This window comes from Aquipuribacter nitratireducens (assembly GCF_037860835.1).
GTDB classification, from domain to species: domain Bacteria; phylum Actinomycetota; class Actinomycetes; order Actinomycetales; family JBBAYJ01; genus Aquipuribacter; species Aquipuribacter nitratireducens.
Map to the genome: position 1 here is coordinate 1 of NZ_JBBEOG010000004.1, position 19041 is coordinate 19041.

A 19041-nucleotide genomic window follows, 5' to 3' on the forward strand; every position below is an offset into this window, starting at 1 on the left:
GCGCCGGTGGCGCGGCCGGGCGCGGGGGCCGTCCGGGCGGCTCGGGCGGCTCGGGCGGCTCGGGCGGCTCGGGCGGCCCGGGACGCCGCGGTGGCGCGTCGGGTGGGCCCGGTCGCGGTCGTCGCCGGGTGCGTCGGGTGCTGCAGGTCCTCGGGATCGCGGCCCTCGTCGCCGTCGTCCTCGGGGTCGCGGCCGTCGCGGTCGCGTACGTCCGGACGTCGGTCCCGGACCCCAACGAGGCCGTCGGCGCGCAGACGACGACGGTGTACTACGCCGACGGCGAGACCGTCCTCGGCACGTTCGCGGAGCAGGACCGCACGATCGTCGAGGCGGGCGAGATCCCCGACGAGGTACGCGAGGCCGTCGTCGCGGCCGAGGACCGCTCGTTCTACGAGAACCCGGGCATCAGCCCGACCGGCATCGCCCGTGCGGCGTGGGGCATCGTGAGCGGCGAGCCCGCCGGCGGCGGGTCGACGATCACCCAGCAGTACGTGAAGAACTACTTCCTCACCTCCGACCAGACGGTCGAGCGCAAGGTGCGGGAGATCTTCATCGCGCTCAAGGTCGAGCAGCGCCTCGACAAGGAGCAGATCCTCACCGACTACCTCAACACCGTGTACTTCGGGCGCAACGCGTACGGCATCGAGGCGGCCGCGCAGGCGTACTTCGGCGTCCCGGCCGCGCAGCTCGACACGGCGCAGGCCGCGCTCCTCGCCGGGGTCCTCCCCGCGCCGAACCGCTACGACCCGGCGGTCGACCCGGACGCGGCGCAGGAGCGCTTCGACTACGTCGTCGACGGTCTCGTGGAGACCGGCGCCCTCACGCGGTCGGAGGCGGACGCGCTCACGCTGCCCGAGACCGTCGAGACCGAGCAGCCCGGCCGCTACGAGGGGACCCGCGGGTACCTCCTCGAGGCGGCTCGCGAGGAGCTCGTCGAGCTCGGCTACCCCGAGAACGAGATCGACACCGGCGGCTACCGCGTCGTGACGACCTTCGACCAGCGGATCCAGGACGCCGCCGAGGCCGCCGTCGTCGAGGGCCTGCCGAGCGAGGAGGAGCTCGACGGCGAGACGCTGCCCGAGGGCCTGCGCGTCGGTGCGGTCACGATCGACCCGGCGACGGGAGGCGTGCTCGCGATGTACGGCGGTGAGGACCTCACGGAGGAGCAGAACCACGTCACGAAGGACATCGCCCAGGCCGGGTCGACGTTCAAGCCGTTCACGCTCGTCGCGGCGCTCGAGGCGGGTGTCCCCCTGACCGAGACGTTCGACGGCAACTCGGGCCGGGAGTTCGAGGGCTACCCGAGGCCGGTGCGGAACTTCGGCGGCACCGACTACGGCACCGTCGACCTCGTCGACGCGACGGCGAACTCCGTCAACACCGCCTACGTCGAGCTCAACCAGCAGATCGGGCCGGAGTCGACCGTCGACGTCGCCGTGCGCGCGGGGGTGCCGGAGGACACGCCCGGGCTCGACCCGTTCGTGTCCAACGTCCTCGGCACCGCCTCGCCGCACCCCATCGACATGGCGCAGGCCTTCGCGACGTTCGCCGCCCAGGGCCAGCGGCACGAGTGGCACACCGTCGCGCGGGTCGAGGAGCCGAACGGCGCGGTCGCCTACGAGCCGGACCCCGAGGGCGCCCGGGTGTTCGAGGAGTCCGTGATGGCGGACGCGACGTACGCCCTCACGCAGGTCGTCGAGCGCGGCTCGGGCGACACCGCGCAGGCCCTCGACCGTCCGGTCGCAGGCAAGACGGGCACCTCGCAGGAGGGCCGCTCGGCGTGGTTCGTCGGCTACACGCCGCAGCTGGTGTCGGCCGTCACGGTGTACCAGGTCAACGAGGCCGGGGAGCCGGTCCCGATCGAGATCCCCGGCCGCTCCACCGTCACCGGCGGGTCGTACCCCCTCGACATCTGGACCGAGCTCATGAGCCGCGCGCTCGAGGGCACGGAGGTGCTGGAGTTCCCGGAGCGGACGCAGCCGGCGCCCCCGAGCTCGACCCCGCGGCCGCAGCCGAGCGAGGTCGAGCCCGAGCCGGAGCCGGAGCCGAGCGTCGTGACGGAGACGGTGACGGAGGAGCCCAGCCCGACCCCGACCCCGACGCCCACCCCGACCCCGGAGCCGGAGCCGGAGCCGGAGCCGACGGTCGAGCCGACGGTGCTGCCGGAGCCCTCGGCGCCCGTGCCGTCCGTGCCGCAGCCCTCGCAGGGCAACGGCGGTGGCGGTGGCGGTGGCGGCGGTGGCGGTGGCGGCGCCGGGGGTGGCGGGAACGGCCGACCGATACCGCCGAGCATCGAGCCGCTGCCGTGAGCGACCCGGTCGTCGCGCCGACGCGGGAGGACCCGTTCGCCCGCTGGGCGAGCCGGGTCGTCGGCGGGCCGGCCGGGAGCCGCATCCGCACGCCGGGGCACGCGTGGTGGTCGCCCGCCCGCGTCCTCGTGCTCGTCTCGGTCGTCACGGGGGCGCTCGCGCTCGTGCGGCTGCAGCACTGCCGCGTGACGGGCTGGACGACGCCGGGGCAGTTCGTCCACACGTGCTACTCCGACGTCGCGGTCCTCCACGCCACCCTCGGCGGGAGCCCCGCGGCCGTCCTCGGCCTCGACCCCGCCTCGCCCGACGGCTTCACCCAGCCCGCCCTCACCGCGTACGTGCTGGCGGCGCTCGCCACCCTCGCCGCACCCCTCGAGGGGCTGTCCGAGGGGCTGTCCCCGGCGGCGGAGGGGGTCGCCGTCGCGCCGCGCGTCTTCCTCGACCTGTGGGCCGTCGTCGCGGTGCTGGCCCTCGTCGTCATGGTGCTGGCCGTCGTGCGGCTCGCGGGCCGGCGTCCGTGGGACGCCCTCCTGGTCGCGGCCAGCCCCGTCGTCGTCCTGTCCGGGCTGGTGTCCGCGGACCTGCTCGGTGTCGCGCTCGGGGTGCTGGCGCTCGCGCTGTGGAGCCGGGAGCGGCCCGTGGCCGCCGGCGTCGTCCTCGGGCTCGCGGTGGCGGCCCGGTTCCACGTCGTCCTCGTCGCGCTCGCGCTGCTCCTCGTCGCGCTCCGCTCCGACCGGCTCCGGGAGGTCGCGACGACGCTGTCGGCGGCCGCCTTCGTGTGGGCGGCGGCGAACCTGCCGCTCGTCCTGCTCGCCCCGGCGGCGTGGACCGCGCCCGCCCGCGGCTGGTGGAGCGCGGACCCCGGGTACGGCTCGCTGCTGGTGCTGCCGCGGCTCCTCGCCGACGAGGGCGTCGCCGTCCGGGCCCTCACCGGACCCCAGTCGGCGGTCATCCAGGCCGTCCTCCTGGTCGCGGGGCTCGCGGCGGTCGTCGTGTGGGTGCTGTCGGCGCGGGTGGCGCCGCGGCTGCCGGTCGTCGTCCTCGTCCTCGTCGCGCTCACCCTCGTCGTGAGCAAGACCGTCCCGGTCCAGGCGTCCCTGTGGCTGCTGCCGTGGGCGGCGCTCGCGGTGCCCCGCTGGCGCGAGCACCTGTGGTGGTGGGCCGCCGAGGCGCTGTACGTCGTGTCGGTCTGGCAGTACCTCGTCGGGCTGTCGGAGGCGAACCGCGCCCTGCCCGCGGGCTTCTACGCGGCCGCCGTCGTGGCCAGGCTCGCCGCGGTGGCGTGGCTCGCGTGGTGTGCGTACCGGCTCAGCCGGCACCCGGAGACCGACCCCGTGCGCCGCGACGCCGGTGGCGGGGACCCCGCCGGTGGCGTCCTCGCGCGGTCGAAGGACCGGCCGGTCGTCCAGCTCGCGTAGGCCGAGCGCGGGCGACAATGGCCCATCACAACCCCTGTGCCGCAGGGGATACAGCTCGGATTCGAGGCCTCTCGCGTCCACGACCTCTGTGCCGCAGGAGGTGTGGTGGTGCGGGCGCGGGCGAACGCCGGCGAGCGATGCGGTCGCGGCCTGTGGACGGCGCGGAGCACCGGCCGCCAGCCGGTACCCTGGTCGCTTGTGCCCGGCCCGGTAGGGCCTGCCGAGCGCCCCGCCGGGGCCCGAGGCGGCACGGACGCACGAACCCTCCTGCCACGGACGGACCGTGGCCGACGAGACCACAGGAGGTGGGTACCCGCACATGCGTCAGTACGAGCTCATGATCATCCTCGACTCGGACCTCGAGGAGCGCACCGTGGCCCCGAGCCTGGAGCGCTACCTCTCGGTGATCCGCGAGGCCGGTGGCACCATCGACGGCGTCGACGTCTGGGGCCGTCGCCGGATGGCCTACCCCATCAACAAGAAGCCCGAGGGCATCTACGCCGTCGTCACGATGAAGACCGAGCCTGCGGCCGCTCTCGAGCTCGACCGCCAGCTCAACCTCAACGAGTCGGTCGTCCGGACCAAGCTCATCCGTCCCGACGCCCGCTGACGAGCCGAGGAGAGCCCCCATGGCCGGAGAGACCATCGTCACGCTGGTCGGCAACCTCACCGCCGACCCCGAGCTGCGGTTCACCCCGTCCGGGTCCGCCGTCGCGAACTTCACCGTCGCGAGCACGCCCCGTACGTTCGACCGGCAGTCGAACGAGTGGAAGGACGGCGAGACGCTGTTCATGCGCTGCTCGATCTGGCGCGAGGCGGCCGAGAACGTCGCCGAGTCGCTGACCAAGGGCACCCGCGTCGTCGTGACGGGCCGCATGAAGTCGCGCTCCTTCCAGACGAAGGAGGGCGAGAACCGCACGGTCATCGAGCTCGAGGCCGACGAGGTCGGCCCGTCGCTGCGCTACGCGACCGCCAAGGTCAACCGCACCCAACGCGGGGGCGGCGGCTTCGGTGGCGGCCAGGGTGGCGGCCAGGGCGGTGGCTGGCAGGGCGGCCCGCAGGGCGGCGGCGCGCAGGGCGGCTACGGCCAGCCCGCGGCGCAGGGCGCCCCGGGCGGGCAGGGCAACCAGGGCGGCTACGCCGACCCGTGGGCGACCGGTCCCGCCGCCGGCGGCTACTCCGACGACGAGCCCCCGTTCTGACCGGGGCTCCACAGACCTGACCCGCTCTGCGCGGGTACCCATCGAGAACCAGAGGAGACACCGTGGCTGCCGCCAAGAAGCCGGTGCTGCGCAAGCCCAAGAAGAAGCTCAACCCGCTCAAGAGCGCGGGTGTGGACTACATCGACTACAAGGACACCGCCCTGCTGCGGAAGTTCATCTCCGACCGGGGCAAGATCCGCGCCCGCCGGGTCACCGGGGTGACGGTGCAGCAGCAGCGCCAGATCGCCCAGGCGATCAAGAACGCGCGCGAGATGGCGCTGCTCCCCTACTCCAGCTCCGGGCGCTGAGGGAGGACCTGACGCATGAAGCTCATCCTCACGCAGGAGGTCACCGGTCTCGGCGAGCCCGGTGACGTCGTCGACGTCAAGGACGGCTACGGCCGCAACTTCCTCCTCCCCCGCCGGCTCGCCACGCCGTGGACCAAGGGCGGCGAGGCGCAGGTGACGGCGATCCAGCGCGCCCGAAAGGCACGCGAGATCGCGAGCATCGAGGAGGCGCAGACCGTGCGGGCACGGCTGCAGGAGCGTCCCGTGCAGGTGCAGGCGAAGGCCGGTGCCAGCGGGCGGCTCTTCGGCGCCGTCACCCCGGCCGACGTCGCGCAGGCCCTCGAGGCCGCCGGTGCGCCGTCCGTCGACCGCCGCAAGGTCGTCATCGGTCAGCCGATCAAGTCGCTCGGCTCGTACAGCGTCGCGGTGCGCCTGCACCCCGAGGTGACCGCGAGCGTCGACGTCGAGGTCGTCTCCGGCTGAGTCCGACGTACGCGCCGCAGGAGGCCGGTCCCGCACGTGCGGGACCGGCCTCGTGCGCTGTGGAGCGCACGGCTCGGGTCAGTCGGCCCCGAGCACGAGCCAGCGGTCGGAACGCGCCCGCAGGCCGAGGGTGACGGCGCGGGCGGCCATGTAGCCGCCGGCGAACGCGAGCCACAGCACGACCAGGCCGGTCGTCCCGCGCAGACCCAGGAGCGGCACGATCGCGACCAGCGGGAGGTAGGCGAGCAGCGCGACGACCCCTGCCCGCGCGAGGTAGGACCCGTCACCGGCGCCGATGAGGACGCCGTCGAGCACGAAGACGTAGCCGGCCAGTGGCGCTGTGACGCCGACGACGAGCAGCCCCGCGGTGATCCCGGTCCGAACGTCCGCCACCGGACTGAAGACCACGGGGAGCAGCGGCGACGTCGCGGCGAGCAGGCCGCCGAGCACGGCCCCGCCGCCGACGCCCCAGCGGACCATCAGCGCGGTGGCGCCCAGGGCCGCGGAGACGTCGCCGGCGCCGAGGCTGCGCCCGGTGAGGGCCTGCGCGGCGATGGCGATGGCGTCGAGGGCGAAGGCGCCGAAGGTCCACACGGTGAAGACGACCTGGTGCGCGGCGAGGGACGTCCCGCCGGTGCCGGCGGCGACCCAGACCGTCACGAGGAGGGCGACGCGCAGCGTGACCGTGCGCAGCAGCAGCGGCACGCCCGCGCGGGCCGCCGTCGCGATGCCCGCAGCGTGGGGCCGCAGCGCCGCCGAGTGCCGCCGGGCGCCGCGGACCACGAGCACCCCGAGCCAGACGGCCATCGTGGTCTGGGCCACGACCGTGCCCCACGCCGAGCCTGCGATGCCGAGGGCCGGCGCGGGCCCGGGCCCGTGGACGAGGACGAGGGACAGGACGGCGTTCCACGTGAAACCGACGACCGCGACGACCAGCGGCGTGCGGGTGTCCTGCAAGCCGCGCAGCACCCCGGTGGCCGCGAGGACGAACAGCATCGCCGGGATGCCGGTCATCGAGACGGTGAGGTACGCGACCGCCTCGGCCGCGACGCCGGGCGGGACACCGAAGGCGCTGACGACGGCAGGCGCGGACAGCGCCCCGACCGAGGCGGTCACCGCCCCGACCGCGAGCGCCAACCAGCAGCCGTCGACGCCGACCGTGAAGGCCGGCCCCAGCCGGCCGGCCCCGAGCTGCCGGGAGACGGTGGCGGTCGTGCCGTAGGCCAGGACGACGAACAGCCCGACGAGCGTCGACAGCACGGCGGACGCGACGCCGAGCCCGGCGAGCGGGTCGGTCCCCAGACGGCCGACGATCGCCGTGTCCGTGAGGAGGAAGAGCGGTTCGACGACGAGAGCCCCGAAAGCCGGGACGGCGAGGGCGAGCACCTCCCGGCGCGCCACCGAGCCGGAACCGGGCCGTCCGGCCGTGGTGCCGCTCACCCGTCAACTTCCCCTTTCAACAATGTGGACAGACCTGTGGACAGTCCTGGCTGCCAGGCCCGCCGGCGCCTCCCCCGAACGGTGGACACCCTGGGCCCCCCGCTCGCGGGAGGGAGCCTCCCCGGACACCCCACAGCGTCGTCCACTGAAGAAGTTTTTTCCCTCCACACCCTCCGGATCGAGGTCCGTGCTGGTCACAGCGTTGCACGCCCGACACGCCCGTCTCGGCTCCTGGGCGTGTCCACAGCCCCGTCCACAGGGGTGGACAACGACTTCGGCGTGACGACGGGAGATCACCCGTCCGGTCCCCACAGCCGTCCACAGGACCTGTGGACGACCGTCTTGGCGTGTCGGCATCCCGACCCCTAGCGTCCCCGCGGACCACGGTCAGCGGCAGCCGAAGAGCCGTTGTGTCGCGGGGTCGGCGTAGACCGGTCCCGTGGCTCGGAGGGACAGAGCCGTGGCCCCGGGAGGAGCAGTGTGAGCATCGCCGACACGGCGGTCGACCTCGAACGAGGCATCGTCCCCGGGCAGGGGGAGGGCACCACCGGCTTCGAGCGGATGCCCCCGCAGGACGTCCTCGCGGAGCAGTGCGCCCTCGGGGCGATGCTCCTCAGCAAGGACGCGGTGGCCGACGTCAGCGAGGTCCTCAAGGGCGCCGACTTCTACCGCCCCGCCCACGAGATGATCTACGAGGCGGTCATCGACCTGTTCGGTCGTGGGGAGCCCGCCGACCCCGTCACCGTCGCCGACGTCCTCGGGCGGCGGGGCGAGCTCAACCGGGTCGGTGGCGCGCCCTATCTCCACACCCTCGTCAGCACCGTCCCGACCGCGGCGTCGGCGGCGTACTACGCGCGCATCGTCCGCGACAAGGCCGTGCTCCGCCGCCTCGTCGAGGCCGGCACGAAGATCGCCGGCCTCGGCTACGCGGGCGAGGGCGGCGAGGTCGACGACATCGTCAACCAGGCGCAGGCCGAGGTGTACGCGGTCACCGACCGGCAGTCACGCGACGACTACCGGCCACTGTCGGAGGTCATGCAGGACACCGTCACCGAGCTCGAGGAGATGGAGTCCCGCCCCGACGGCATGCACGGAGTCCCGACGGGGTTCCGGGACCTCGACCAGCTGACGAACGGCCTGCAGGCGGGCCAGATGATCGTCATCGCGGCGCGTCCGGCGGTCGGCAAGTCGACGCTCGGCCTCGACATCGCCCGCACGGCCGCCGTCCACCACAGCATGGCCACTGTGATCTTCAGCCTGGAGATGAGCCGCACGGAGATCACCACGCGTCTCATCTCGGCGGAGGCCGGGATCAAGCTGCAGTCCCTGCGGACGGGCAAGCTCCAGGACGACGACTGGCAGAAGATCGCCCGGGTGCTCGGGCAGAGCAACGACGCGCCGCTGTTCATCGACGACAGCCCCAACATGTCGCTGCCCGAGATCCGGGCGAAGTGCCGTCGGCTCAAGCAGCAGCACCAGCTGCGTCTCGTCGTCGTCGACTACCTCCAGCTCATGTCCTCCGGCAAGCGCGTCGAGTCCCGGCAGCAGGAGGTCAGCGAGTTCTCCCGCGCCCTGAAGCTGCTCGCGAAGGAGCTCGAGGTGCCGGTCATCGCCATCAGCCAGCTGAACCGTGGGCCGGAGCAGAGGACCGACAAGAAGCCCCAGATGTCCGATCTACGCGAATCGGGCGCGATAGAACAGGATGCGGACATGATCATGCTCCTCCACCGTGAGGACGCCTACGACAAGGAGAACCGCCCCGGGGAGGCGGACTTCATCGTCGCCAAGCACCGCAACGGGCCCACCGACACCATCACGGTGGTCTTCCAGGGCCACTACTCTCGCTTCATGGACATGGCCCGCGGATGATCGTCTGAGCCGCGATCGACACCCGGACGCAGCGGACCCCGGTGGCCGTGGGAGCCACCGGGGTCCGGGAGTGGTGCGGGCGCGTCAGGCGCGCGAGGTGCGCCGGCCGACGATGAGTCGGTAGAGGAACAGCAGGATCAGCGAGCCGATGATGGCCGAGAGCCACGTGCTCAGCTGCCAGAAGCCGTCGTTGGGGTTGACGCCGAAGATGGCGGAGCCGAGGAACCCACCGAGCAGCGCCCCGACGATGCCGATGATCGTCGTGACGATGATCCCGCCCGGGTCCTTGCCCGGCATGATCGCCTTCGCGATGAGGCCGGCGATGAGGCCGAGGATGATCCAACCGATGATGGACACGAGGTAGCTCCTAGGGTCTGGGATGTCCCGCCGTGTCCCCACGGCGGGGGCGCTCGCACGCCGAGCGGGGAGTACCCAGCGGATGATCAGCGAAAACCTAGGGACGCACCTCGGCGCCCGCGCCCACCGGCGGCTGGCCGTACGTGAGCCGTCGCAGGAGCCGCTCCGCCGGGCCGGGGAGGTCGAGCCGGTCGAGCACGACGGCCACGAGGACCGTCACGGCGTAGACCCCGACGGCGACGAGCGACACGGTCGCCGTCCCGGCGCCTGCGCCGAGCCCGAGCGCCCACGCCGACAGCAGGGGGACGAAGAGCACCGACTGCAGCAGGTAGCACGTGAGGGACCTGCGTCCCACCGCCCTCGCGGCCCGGGCGACGACACCCGGTCCCCGCGGACCCACGGTGGTCGACCACCACGCCACCGCCGCGGTGAAGGCGACGGCGCCCGCGAGACCCGTGAGCCCGTGCAGCGCCGCCACCACGACGTCCCAGCCGGTGGCGAGCTCGACCGCACCCGTCGCCGCGAGGACCGCGGGGACGCCGCCGACGACGCTCACCGGGAAACCGACGAGGACGAGCCGGCGCAGCAGAGGGAGGTGGTCCGCGGGCTGCTCGAGCACGCGCCGGCGGGCGAGCAGGATCCCGATGACCGCCGGCGGGAGGAGCGCCCCGACGACGAGGGGCGCGCTGAAGACGGAGCTGACGAGCGTGACGCCGCGCCACAGCAGGTCGCCCACGAACGTCTCCCGTCCCGGTAGACCCGCCGGGACCCCGGTCGCTCCACCCAGGCCGTCGAGGGCGCTCAGCCCCACGAACAGGGGGAGCGTCGCCCACCCGAGCGTCCGCAGCCGCGTGTCGGGCCAGCGGACGACCGCCACGAGCAGGAGCCCGAGGAGGCCGTAGCTCAGGAGGATGTCGCCGAAGAACAGGAGGACGAGGTGGGCGACGCCGACGACCGCGAGCCACGCGTTGCGCCGCAGCAGGAGCCCGCGGGCCTCTGGCCACGTGAGCCCGCGCTCGGCACTGCGCCGCAGGATGACGACGGTCCCGTAGGCGAACAGCAGCGTGAACATCGGGAAGGCGCGGTTGTCGACGAGCAGGCCGACCAGCGTGTCGACCAGCCGGTCCCCGGCCGAACCGTCGACCGGCTTGGCGAGCACGCCCGTGGTCCGACCCGTGATGTGGACGACGCCGTTCGCGAGCGCGATGCCGAGCAGGGCGAGGCCACGGGCGACGTCCGGGGCGAGCGCGCGCTCGCGGGCGGTCGTGGCGCGCATCTGACCCACGGGCCGAGGCTGCCACAGCACGGCGGCGCTGCGTGGTTGAACATGTTCAGGTAGCATTGCGGTTGAACACGTTCAGGAGGTTCTGGTGCCCGACACCCGCGCGCTCGTCGTCGACACGGCCCTGCGGCTGTTCCGCGAGCGTGGGTACGAGGCCACGACCATGCGGCTCGTCGCCGCTGAGGCGGGCCTCTCCGTCGGGAACGCCTACTACTACTTCCCGGGGAAGGACGCGCTGGTCCAGGAGCTGTACCGGCGCATCCAGGTCGAGCACCGGGCCGCCGTAGCCGACCGCCTGCCCCGCGGCGGAACCCTCGAGCAGCGCCTCACCGGCACGTGGCTCGCCGGTCTCGCCGTCATGGCGCCGTACCGCTCCTTCGGGGCCGGGTTCGTCTCCCGCGCCATCCGGCCCGGGGAGGCGGCCAGCCCCTTCAGCGACGCGAGCAGCGAGGCCCGGGAGCTCGCGGTCCACCTGCTCCGCGACGTCGTCGAGGGTGCGCGCCCCGCCGTGCCCGGCACCGTGGCGCGCGAGCTGCCCGAGCTCCTGTGGCTCGCCTGGCTCGGGGTCACCGTCTTCTGGCTCAACGACCCGACGCCGGACGCTGGGCGGACCCGACGGCTCGTGACGGGCGCCGCACCGCTCATCGGCCGGCTCGTCCGGCTGTCGCGCCTACCCGTCCTCCGGACGACGGTGACGGACGTGCTCGCCCTCGTCGAGGACGTGCGACGGTGAGGAGGGAGGGGGTGCCGGGCCCGGTGACCGAGCGGCGTGTGCCGGGTCTGGCCCGCGTGGTGGGGCGGGCCCTCGGGGAGGGTGCGGTCGCGGGATTCCTGGTCGGCGCGGTCGCGGGCATGTCGGTCCTCGTCGTCCCGCTCGTGTGGTCGTTGCTCGACGTCCTCGCGGGACGACAGGACGCGGTCCTCGACGAGGCCGGTCCCGTCCTGGGGCACATGGTGCTTGCCCTCGTCGCCGGCGTCTACGGCGCCGTCATCGGGCTCGGCCTCGGCGTCGTGGGCGGTGTCGCTGCGGCGATGGCCATCGTCGCCGTCGCGTGCGTCCGGCGACGCGGCTGGCGGCGCCTCCGCGTCACGTGGCTGGCCGCCTCGGCGCTCACCGCCCTCGCCGTCGCTCTGCTCCTCCTCGCGGTCGGGCAGCCGCTCCCCGTGGCGCTCGTGCTCGCCGTCGTCGCCGGCGGGATCGCCGCGTGGCGGGCGCGACGGGTCCTGCGGTCGCTGCCGCCGCACGGCGGGTGGCGCCCGGCCGACGTCCCTACAGCTGGCTGAGCCCCGCGGCACTCGTCACGACGAGGTTGAGGAGGAACGCCCACCCGCCGGTGAGGCCGCGCGGCAGCGCCGGTCGTCGGCGCACGTCGGCGTCACCGGCTCTGCGCATCCCGACGAGCGCGTGCACGAGCGGACCGAGCGGCGGGAACAGGACCCAGAACCAGCCCCAGCGAGTCCCGGTCCGCGGCGCCGGTCCCTCTACGAGCAGCGCGACGTGGAGGAGCCAGCCGAGGCCGAGGAGCCACCCGACGGGTGAGGGCACGCGGTACGTCGTCAGCGGCGAGCCTGTCCCGGGTCCGACCGCATCCCCCGAGGAGGGGTCCGGCCCGGCACGGACCACCTCCACCTCGGGGGCCAGCTGCCGTACGAGGGTCCCGAGGTCGTCGTCGACGACCGGCCGGTCGCCGTCGACCCAGGTGATCCCGTCGTCGCGGGACACCACGACCTCCGTGTAGCGGCGGAGGAGCCCGTCGCGCCACACGGCCTCCTGGGTCGCCGACCCCGCCTCGGCGTCCCCGAGGCCGCCACGGACCTGCACGGCGTCGACGCGACCGGCCGCCACCGCCCGTTCGAGGTCCTCCACGCTCGAGCGCTGGGCGCCGACCGCGAGGACCGCGACCGCGGCCACCACCCAGAGCGCGACGAGCGCCCACCGGACGACGACCCACCGGCGAGGCAGCACAGCCGTGGCGGCCGCCGCCGGTACAGCAGCCTCCGACGCGTCCGACGCCATGCTCCCCCCTCCGCCCGACCGCAGCCCGCTCGGAGGATAGGTCCGTGGCGCCCCGCCAGGGGAGCCCCGCGCATGACGGACCACCCGACGGGGTAGTGGCCGACCCATGGGGACGAAGCAGCGCACGCCCGTGCGCGACGACGACCGCACGATCGACCTGCGCGACGACCGCGGCCGGGCACGCTCGCAGCCGGGTGCCGACGCCGACTCGCCGACCGACATCCCCCGCGAGGGCTGGAAGCAGGTCCTCAAGCGGTCGTGGGCCGAGACGAAGGCGGACAACGTCCCGATGCTCGCGGGCGGCGTCGCCTTCTTCGCCTTCCTCGCCCTCTTCCCGGCCCTCATCGCCGTCATCAGCATCTGGGGCCTCGTCGTGGGGCAGGACCAGGCCACCCAGCAGGCCGAACGGCTCACGGAGGGCCTGCCGCCGGAGGCGTCGGGGATCATCGAGCAGCAGATGGAGAACGTCGCGAGCCAGCAGGGTGGCGGTCTCACGCTCGGCCTCGTCGTGTCGGTCCTGCTGGCGCTGTGGTCGGCCTCGGGCGGGACGGCGAACCTCATGAAGGCCGTCAACGTCGCCTACGACGAGGAGGAGACCCGCGGCTTCGTCAAGCTCCGCGGCCTCGCGCTCCTGCTCACGCTCGGCGCGATCGTCTTCGTCGGGCTCGCCGTCGCCCTCGTCGCGGTGGTGCCGCCGCTGCTCGACGCCCTGGGGCTCGGGGTGGTCGGCACCGTCCTGGCGCAGGTGGCCCGCTGGGTGCTCCTCGCTGTCCTCGTGACGGTCGCGCTCGCGGTCGTCTACCGCTTCGCTCCCGACCGCGACGACCCGAAGGTGAAGTGGGCGAGCCTCGGCGCCGGGGTCGCGACCGTCCTGTGGCTGCTCGGCAGCGTCGCCTTCAGCCTCTACGTCGCGAACTTCGGCAGCTACAACGAGACGTACGGCGCGATCGCGGGCGTCGCGATCCTCCTCCTCTGGCTCTTCCTCACGGCCTTCATCGTGCTGCTGGGCGCCGAGATCAACGCCGAGAGCGAGCGGCAGACCCTCCACGACACGACCGTCGGTGAGCCCCGGCCCATGGGGACGCGGGACGCGGCGGCCGCCGACTCCCTGCCGGAGGACGCCGACCGCGACCGCGTCGACCGCTGACCGACCGGCTCACGCCGGCGCGAGCCGCTCCTCCAGCGTCATGAGGTCGATGACGACGCGCGCGGCGTCGAACAGCCGGTCCGACAGCGCGCTCGCGCCGGGCGACAGCACCGTGAGCGGTCCGCGCTCGGCGAGCGAGGAGAAGATCCCGTCGTTGCTCAGCACGACGACCTGACGACGCTCGGCCGTCACGGCCTCCGCCCCCTCGAGCAGCTTGAGGTCGGCGAGGTCCGCACCGTCGGGCACCGGCTGGGCGACCTCGGCGAACTCCGCGAGGTGCTCGCGGCCGCGTTCCACGGCGGTCGTGTGCCCGGAGATGACGACGTGGTCCGCAGTGCGGGCGAGGGCGACGACGAGCATCATCCGCGCCTTCCACCGCAGCGGGCCGGCACGGAGGTTGTCGAGGTCGACGAGCAGGACGCGCTCGCCGGCGCCGTCGTGCCAGATCGGGTTCGCCTCCACCCACCGCACGAGGGCCGCGGCGAGGCGTTCGTGGTCCTCGGACGTGAGGTCGCCGAGCGCGACCCACTCGTACTCCTCGCGGGGGTCGTGCTCCTCGTGCTGGTTGCCCATGGCCACCCGCCGATCGTGCCAGGCGGGGGCCAGCCCCACCTCAGGGGTGGGCTGCCGTTGTCGACGCGCGCCCGCGGTGCGACGCTCCCCCCGTGATCGCCCCGCTGCGCTCGCGTCCGCTGGCCCGCGCATGGTTCGCGGTCACGGCGCTCGCCGTCCTCGCCGCGCTCGTCATCCAGGTGCCCGTGGCGGCGACCGGGTCCGGCGGCTTCTTCAGCGAGCCGTGGCACCGCGCGCTCAACGTCCTCGCGTTCTTCACCATCCAGTCGAACCTGCTCGTCGGGGCGTCCGGCCTCCTGGTCGCGCTCGACCCCGACCGGGACACCGTCCTGCGGCGGTGGCTCGCGCTCACGTCGACCACCGCCATCACCGTCACGGGCGTCGTGTACCACCTCGTGCTCTCCGGGCTCGTCGAGCTGTCCCCCTGGGGGCGGGTCGCCGACACGCTCACGCACACCGTGGTCCCGGTGCTCGCCGTCGCCGGCTGGCTGCTCCTCGGGCCACGGGACCGGACGTCGTGGCGGCTCGTCGCGGCCTCGCTCGCCTTCCCCCTCCTGTGGGCGGCGTTCACGCTCGTGCGCGGTCCGCTCGTCGGCGGGTTCTGGCCGTACCCGTTCGTCGACGTCGACGCCCTCGGCTGGGGCCGCGCGCTGCTCAACGTCGCCGTGGTGGGAGTGGGGTTCGTCGCTGTCGCGGCCGTCCTCCACCTGGTGGACCGGGCGCTGCGCCGCAGCGCGGGTCCGGCCCACCCGGCTCAGGCCGCGGCGTCCTCGAGGGCGGGGTAGTCGGTGTAGCCGCGTGGTCCCGTGCCGTAGAACGTGCTCGGGTCCGGCTCGGTGAGCGGTGCGCCGCGACGGACGCGCTCGACGAGGTCGGGGTTCGCGATGAACGCGCGTCCGAGGGCGACGGCGTCGGCGCGTCCCTCGTCCACCACCTGGGCCGCGGTCGCGGGGGTGAACCCCTGGGCGAGGACGAGGGGCCCGCGCCACGTCGACCGCAGGGCCTGCGTGAGGTCGACCCGGCGGCCGGCCGGCGTCACGGGCTCGACGTAGTGCGCGTACGCGAGTCCCCGCTCCTCCAGCAGCGCGCCGACGTAGGCGAGCACGCCGGCCGGGTCCTCGTCGTGCGTGCCGGCGGTGCCGTTGCCGAGGGACAGCCGCACCCCGACGCGGTCGGCCGCGCCGACCCCGTCGGTCGTGGCGTCGAGCACCTCGGCGAGGAGGCGCGCGCGTGCGGCGACGCCACCGCCGTAGGCGTCCGTGCGGTCGTTGACGGCGCCCGCGAGGAACTGCTCGAGGAGGTACCCGTTGGCGGCGTGGACCTCGACCCCGTCGAAGCCGGCCTCGCGTGCGGCCGCGGCGGCCCGGCGGTAGTCGTCCACCACACGGGGGAGCTCGTCGGTGCGCAGCGCACGCGGGGTCGACGTGGCCTCGAAGCCGGCGGCGGTGTAGGAGCGCGCCTCGGCCGGGCGGGCGGTCGACGACACCGGCGGGTGGCCGTCGTGGAACGACGTGTGGCTGATGCGACCGACGTGCCACAGCTGGGCGACGACGCGGCCGCCCGCGTCGTGGACGGCGTCGGTGACCGTGCGCCAGCCGTCGACCTGGTCCTCGCGCCACAGCCCGGGGGTGCCGACGTAGCCGACCGCCTCCCGCGAGATGGCGACGCCCTCGCTCACGACGAGCCCCGCACCCGCACGCTGCCGGTAGTACTCGACGTTGAGCGGTCCCGGTCGCCGGGCCTCGCCGGTCCGGGTGCGGGTGAGCGGGGCCATGACGAGCCGGTTGGGGAGGGCGAGCGCGCCGAGGTCGACGGGACGCAGGAGCGCGGCGGCGGTGTCGTTCGTGTCGTTCGTGTCCTTCGTGTCGGTCACGGTCGCCGTCAACGACGGCGCCGTGCGGTTTCGTCCGGGGACACGGCCGCTGTGGCGACGCTCACGTCCAGCGGCCGAGGGCGTCGTCGACGACCTGGTCCACCACGGCCGGGGGCACGGCCTCGCCCCGCACGAGGGAGCGGTAGAACACGGGCCCCTCGAGCGCGGCCACGGCGGCGTCGACGTCGAGGTCGTCCGGCAGGCGCCCGTCGCGGACCGCCTCCTCGAGGAGAACCGTCAGCGGCCGGCAGCCGCCCTCCGTCAGCCGGTCCCGCAGCGGCCGGAGCTCGGGTCGGACGGCGGCGCGTTCGTTGAGCGCGAGGACGACGTAGCGGAGGGGGCCCTCGACGAGGGCCCGGCGCAGGGCCTCGAGGTGGGCGCGCAGGTCGGTGCGCAGGTCGCCGGTCCGGTGCGTCACCGGGTACTCGGCGCCGGCGAGGGTCGCCTCGAGCAGCGACTCCGGGTCCGGCCAGTGCCGGTACATGGTGCGCCGCCCGACACCGGCCTCCGCCGCGACGCGCTGGTGGGTGACGGCGTCGAGGCCCTGCTCGAGGAGGAGCCGGGTCGCGGCCTCGAGGGCCGAGCCGCGGGTCCGTTCGGCGCGTCGGTCCACAGGGTCACCCTAGCGGTTGTGGCACAGCTCGTGTCACTGCATCCTAGGAGCCTGTGGCACAAGGTGTGCCGGACAATCGGGACGGACGGGCGACATGACGACGGTGCAGCAGGACCCCACGCTCGCGTGGTTCGAGCGGCTCGAGGCCGAGGGGAACACGAAGGCGTTCTGGCAGACGGGTCGGGAGGCGTACGCGCGGGACGTGCGGGAGCCGTTCGCCGCCTTCCTCGCCGCGGTCGACGGGCAGCCGGGCGTCCCGGCCCACGGCGCCTGGCGGGTGTACCGACCGCACAACGACCTGCGCTTCGACCCGCAGGGTGACCCGCTCAAGACCTTCGTCGGGGCGGTGGCGGAGACGGCGCGCGGCGCGGGGCTCTACGTCCAGGTCGACCGCACGGGGCTGCTCGTCGCCGCAGGCATGCCGTGGTTCGCGCCCGACCAGCTCGGCCGCTGGCGCGAGGCGGTGGCCTCCGGTGCGGGGGAGGCCCTGGTCGACGCGGCAGAACGCGCCCGGGCGGGTCGCCTCCGGGTCCACGGCGGCCGACGGGATCCGTACGTGCGCGTGCCACGGGGCTATGCCGCCGACCACCCGCGCGCCGGCCTGCTGCGTTGGCGCGGGGTGGAGGCCTCCGTGCGCCTGGGGTCGGCTGCGTGGGGCGCCGACGGCGCGAGCACCGAGGAGCGGGCGGCGGTGGCGGCCGAGCCCCTGCGGGCGGCGGGCGCCCTCGTCGCCTGGTGCGAGGAGGAGGTGGGCACGTCGACGCTGCCGCGCCCACGTCGTTGACACACGAACTAACCTCCTCTCACTCAAGGCGTGACAAGAGCGGTGCGGAGCGGATACGGTCCCGGCGCAGCGGGCAGCGTCGCCCGCCGTCCCTTCCACCGCCCGCAAGGAGCTCCTGATGCCCGCACTGCCCAGCCGCGCACGGCGCGGGGCCGCCACCGTCGGCCTCGCCGCCCTCGTGCTGTCCGGCCTCGGCGCCACCAGCGCCCAGGCCGCCGGTGACGACCTCGCGCCGCTGCTCCACGCCGGCTCCGCCGACGCGATCGACGGCGCCTACATCGTCGTCCTCGACGAGACGGCTGCCGGTGCCCGAGCCTCCGCCGCGGCCCGGGAGCGCGCCGCCGCGCGTGCGGTGGAGCGGGCGACGGCGCTCGGGGGCGAGGTCACCGAGACCTACGACAGCGCCCTCACCGGGTACGCCGCCGAGCTGAGTGCCGCCGAGCTCGCGGCGGTCCGCCGCGACCCGGCCGTCGCCTACGTCGAGGCCGACCAGGTCGTCACGACCGCTGCGACGCAGTACAACGCGACGTGGGGCCTGGACCGCATCGACCAGCGCTACCGGCCGCTCAACGGCACCTACACCTACGGTCCGACGGGCGCCGGGGTGCGGGCGTACATCATCGACACCGGCATCCGCGCCACGCACAACGAGTTCGGCGGACGGGTCGTTGCGGGGGCCACGGCCATCAACGACGGCCGCGGCACGAACGACTGCAACGGTCACGGCACCCACGTGGCGGGCACGGTCGGCGGCAGCACCTACGGCGTCGCGAAGCAGGTCACCCTCGTCCCCGTCCGCGTCCTCGGCTGCAACGGCTCCGGCAGCAACTCCGGCGTCGTCGCGGGCATCGACTGGGTCGCGAGCACCGCGCCCCGCGGCTCCGTGGCGAACATGAGTCTCGGCGGCCCCGCCTCGACCGCCACCGACGCCGCTGTCCAGCGGGCCGTCGACGCGGGCGTGACGATGGTCGTCGCGGCCGGCAACGAGAACCAGAACGCGTGCAACGTCTCGCCCGCCCGCGCGGTCAACGCGATCACGGTCGGCGCCACGACGAGCACGGACGCCCGCTCGAGCTTCTCCAACTTCGGCACCTGCGTCGACATCTTCGCGCCGGGCTCGAGCATCAGGAGCGCGTGGTGGCAGTCGAACACGCAGACCAACACCATCAGCGGCACATCCATGGCGGCCCCCCACGTCGCCGGTGCCGCGGCGCTGTTCCTCCAGCGCAACCCGGGCGCCTCGCCCGCGACGGTGACGAGCAGCATCGTCGGCAACAGCACCACCGGTGTCGTCTCCGGCGCCGGCACCGGTTCGCCGAACCGGCTCCTGTACTCCGGCTACATCGGCTGAGGGGTCACCGATGAGCCGTTGAGCCGTCGCGGCGGC

The 19041-nt window shown here is 74.2% G+C and carries 20 protein-coding genes; 13 read left to right on the forward strand and 7 right to left on the reverse strand.

Annotated elements, in window-relative coordinates; genetic code table 11:
• The 6 genes from WAB14_RS08630 to rplI form a co-directional block, all read left to right on the forward strand.
• On the forward strand, positions 1 to 2309 hold a 2309-nt coding region (locus tag WAB14_RS08630; protein WP_340269178.1), incomplete at its 5' end, for a transglycosylase domain-containing protein.
• Positions 2306 to 3727, forward strand: a complete 1422-nt coding sequence (locus tag WAB14_RS08635; protein WP_340269179.1) for a hypothetical protein — start codon at positions 2306 to 2308, stop codon at positions 3725 to 3727. The genes WAB14_RS08630 and WAB14_RS08635, both read left to right, overlap by 4 nt.
• A gap of 319 nt (positions 3728 to 4046) precedes the next feature.
• The gene (gene rpsF / locus WAB14_RS08640) at positions 4047 to 4337 is read left to right on the forward strand and encodes a 30S ribosomal protein S6 (protein ID WP_340269180.1); all 291 of its coding nucleotides are present in this window, start codon (positions 4047 to 4049) and stop codon (positions 4335 to 4337) included.
• A gap of 19 nt (positions 4338 to 4356) precedes the next feature.
• Positions 4357 to 4929 (forward strand): single-stranded DNA-binding protein, encoded by a 573-nt coding sequence (locus tag WAB14_RS08645; protein WP_340269181.1) that lies wholly within the window; start codon positions 4357 to 4359, stop codon positions 4927 to 4929.
• Between the two features lie 62 nt (positions 4930 to 4991).
• On the forward strand, positions 4992 to 5237 hold the full coding sequence (gene rpsR, locus WAB14_RS08650; RefSeq protein WP_340269182.1) for a 30S ribosomal protein S18: 246 nt from the start codon (positions 4992 to 4994) through the stop codon (positions 5235 to 5237).
• 15 nt (positions 5238 to 5252) lie between these two features.
• Positions 5253 to 5699, forward strand: a complete 447-nt coding sequence (gene rplI / locus WAB14_RS08655; RefSeq protein WP_340269183.1) for a 50S ribosomal protein L9 — start codon at positions 5253 to 5255, stop codon at positions 5697 to 5699.
• A gap of 78 nt (positions 5700 to 5777) precedes the next feature.
• Here the strand turns inward: rplI and WAB14_RS08660 are convergent, their stop codons facing one another.
• Positions 5778 to 7139: an MATE family efflux transporter gene (locus tag WAB14_RS08660; RefSeq protein WP_340269184.1), complete on the reverse strand. Its 1362-nt coding sequence runs from the start codon at positions 7137 to 7139 to the stop codon at positions 5778 to 5780.
• Between the two features lie 480 nt (positions 7140 to 7619).
• Between WAB14_RS08660 and dnaB the strand changes: the two genes are divergently transcribed.
• Positions 7620 to 9008: a replicative DNA helicase gene (dnaB, locus tag WAB14_RS08665; RefSeq protein ID WP_422665460.1), complete on the forward strand. Its 1389-nt coding sequence runs from the start codon at positions 7620 to 7622 to the stop codon at positions 9006 to 9008.
• Positions 9009 to 9092: 84 nt separating this feature from the next.
• On the opposite strand, the gene WAB14_RS08670 is transcribed toward dnaB, so the two are convergent.
• Both WAB14_RS08670 and WAB14_RS08675 read right to left on the reverse strand, forming a co-directional pair.
• Positions 9093 to 9365, reverse strand: coding sequence for a GlsB/YeaQ/YmgE family stress response membrane protein (locus tag WAB14_RS08670; protein ID WP_340269185.1), 273 nt, complete (start codon positions 9363 to 9365; stop codon positions 9093 to 9095).
• Between the two features lie 97 nt (positions 9366 to 9462).
• Positions 9463 to 10641 (reverse strand): DUF418 domain-containing protein, encoded by a 1179-nt coding sequence (locus WAB14_RS08675; protein ID WP_340269640.1) that lies wholly within the window; start codon positions 10639 to 10641, stop codon positions 9463 to 9465.
• A 94-nt stretch (positions 10642 to 10735) separates the two neighbouring features.
• Here WAB14_RS08675 and WAB14_RS08680 point away from each other — a divergent pair, with 94 nt between their 5' ends.
• Both WAB14_RS08680 and WAB14_RS08685 read left to right on the forward strand, forming a co-directional pair.
• Entirely contained in the window at positions 10736 to 11380 is a 645-nt protein-coding gene (locus tag WAB14_RS08680) for a TetR/AcrR family transcriptional regulator (protein ID WP_340269186.1), read from the forward strand.
• Between the two features lie 11 nt (positions 11381 to 11391).
• Complete coding sequence (locus WAB14_RS08685) at positions 11392 to 11931, forward strand: hypothetical protein (RefSeq protein WP_340269187.1); 540 nt, start codon at positions 11392 to 11394, stop codon at positions 11929 to 11931.
• On the opposite strand, the gene WAB14_RS08690 is transcribed toward WAB14_RS08685, so the two are convergent.
• Positions 11918 to 12664 (reverse strand): hypothetical protein, encoded by a 747-nt coding sequence (locus tag WAB14_RS08690; protein WP_340269188.1) that lies wholly within the window; start codon positions 12662 to 12664, stop codon positions 11918 to 11920. The genes WAB14_RS08685 and WAB14_RS08690 overlap by 14 nt on opposite strands.
• A 106-nt stretch (positions 12665 to 12770) precedes the next feature.
• Between WAB14_RS08690 and WAB14_RS08695 the strand changes: the two genes are divergently transcribed.
• Positions 12771 to 13811 (forward strand): YihY/virulence factor BrkB family protein, encoded by a 1041-nt coding sequence (locus WAB14_RS08695; protein WP_340269189.1) that lies wholly within the window; start codon positions 12771 to 12773, stop codon positions 13809 to 13811.
• A gap of 9 nt (positions 13812 to 13820) precedes the next feature.
• On the opposite strand, the gene WAB14_RS08700 is transcribed toward WAB14_RS08695, so the two are convergent.
• Positions 13821 to 14390, reverse strand: a complete 570-nt coding sequence (locus WAB14_RS08700; RefSeq protein ID WP_340269190.1) for a hypothetical protein — start codon at positions 14388 to 14390, stop codon at positions 13821 to 13823.
• Between the two features lie 86 nt (positions 14391 to 14476).
• Between WAB14_RS08700 and WAB14_RS08705 the strand changes: the two genes are divergently transcribed.
• Entirely contained in the window at positions 14477 to 15169 is a 693-nt protein-coding gene (locus WAB14_RS08705; protein WP_340269191.1) for a Pr6Pr family membrane protein, read from the forward strand.
• Here the strand turns inward: WAB14_RS08705 and WAB14_RS08710 are convergent.
• Positions 15139 to 16257, reverse strand: coding sequence for an alkene reductase (locus WAB14_RS08710; protein WP_340269192.1), 1119 nt, complete (start codon positions 16255 to 16257; stop codon positions 15139 to 15141). The genes WAB14_RS08705 and WAB14_RS08710 overlap by 31 nt on opposite strands.
• Positions 16258 to 16318: 61 nt before the next feature.
• The gene (locus tag WAB14_RS08715; protein ID WP_340269193.1) at positions 16319 to 16870 is read right to left on the reverse strand and encodes a TetR/AcrR family transcriptional regulator; all 552 of its coding nucleotides are present in this window, start codon (positions 16868 to 16870) and stop codon (positions 16319 to 16321) included.
• Between the two features lie 94 nt (positions 16871 to 16964).
• Here WAB14_RS08715 and WAB14_RS08720 point away from each other — a divergent pair, with 94 nt between their 5' ends.
• Together WAB14_RS08720 and WAB14_RS08725 are read left to right on the forward strand one after the other, a co-directional pair.
• Positions 16965 to 17654 (forward strand): DUF2461 family protein, encoded by a 690-nt coding sequence (locus tag WAB14_RS08720; protein ID WP_340269194.1) that lies wholly within the window; start codon positions 16965 to 16967, stop codon positions 17652 to 17654.
• A gap of 118 nt (positions 17655 to 17772) precedes the next feature.
• On the forward strand, positions 17773 to 19005 hold the full coding sequence (locus tag WAB14_RS08725) for a S8 family peptidase (protein WP_340269195.1): 1233 nt from the start codon (positions 17773 to 17775) through the stop codon (positions 19003 to 19005).
• Positions 19006 to 19041 lie beyond the last annotated feature (36 nt).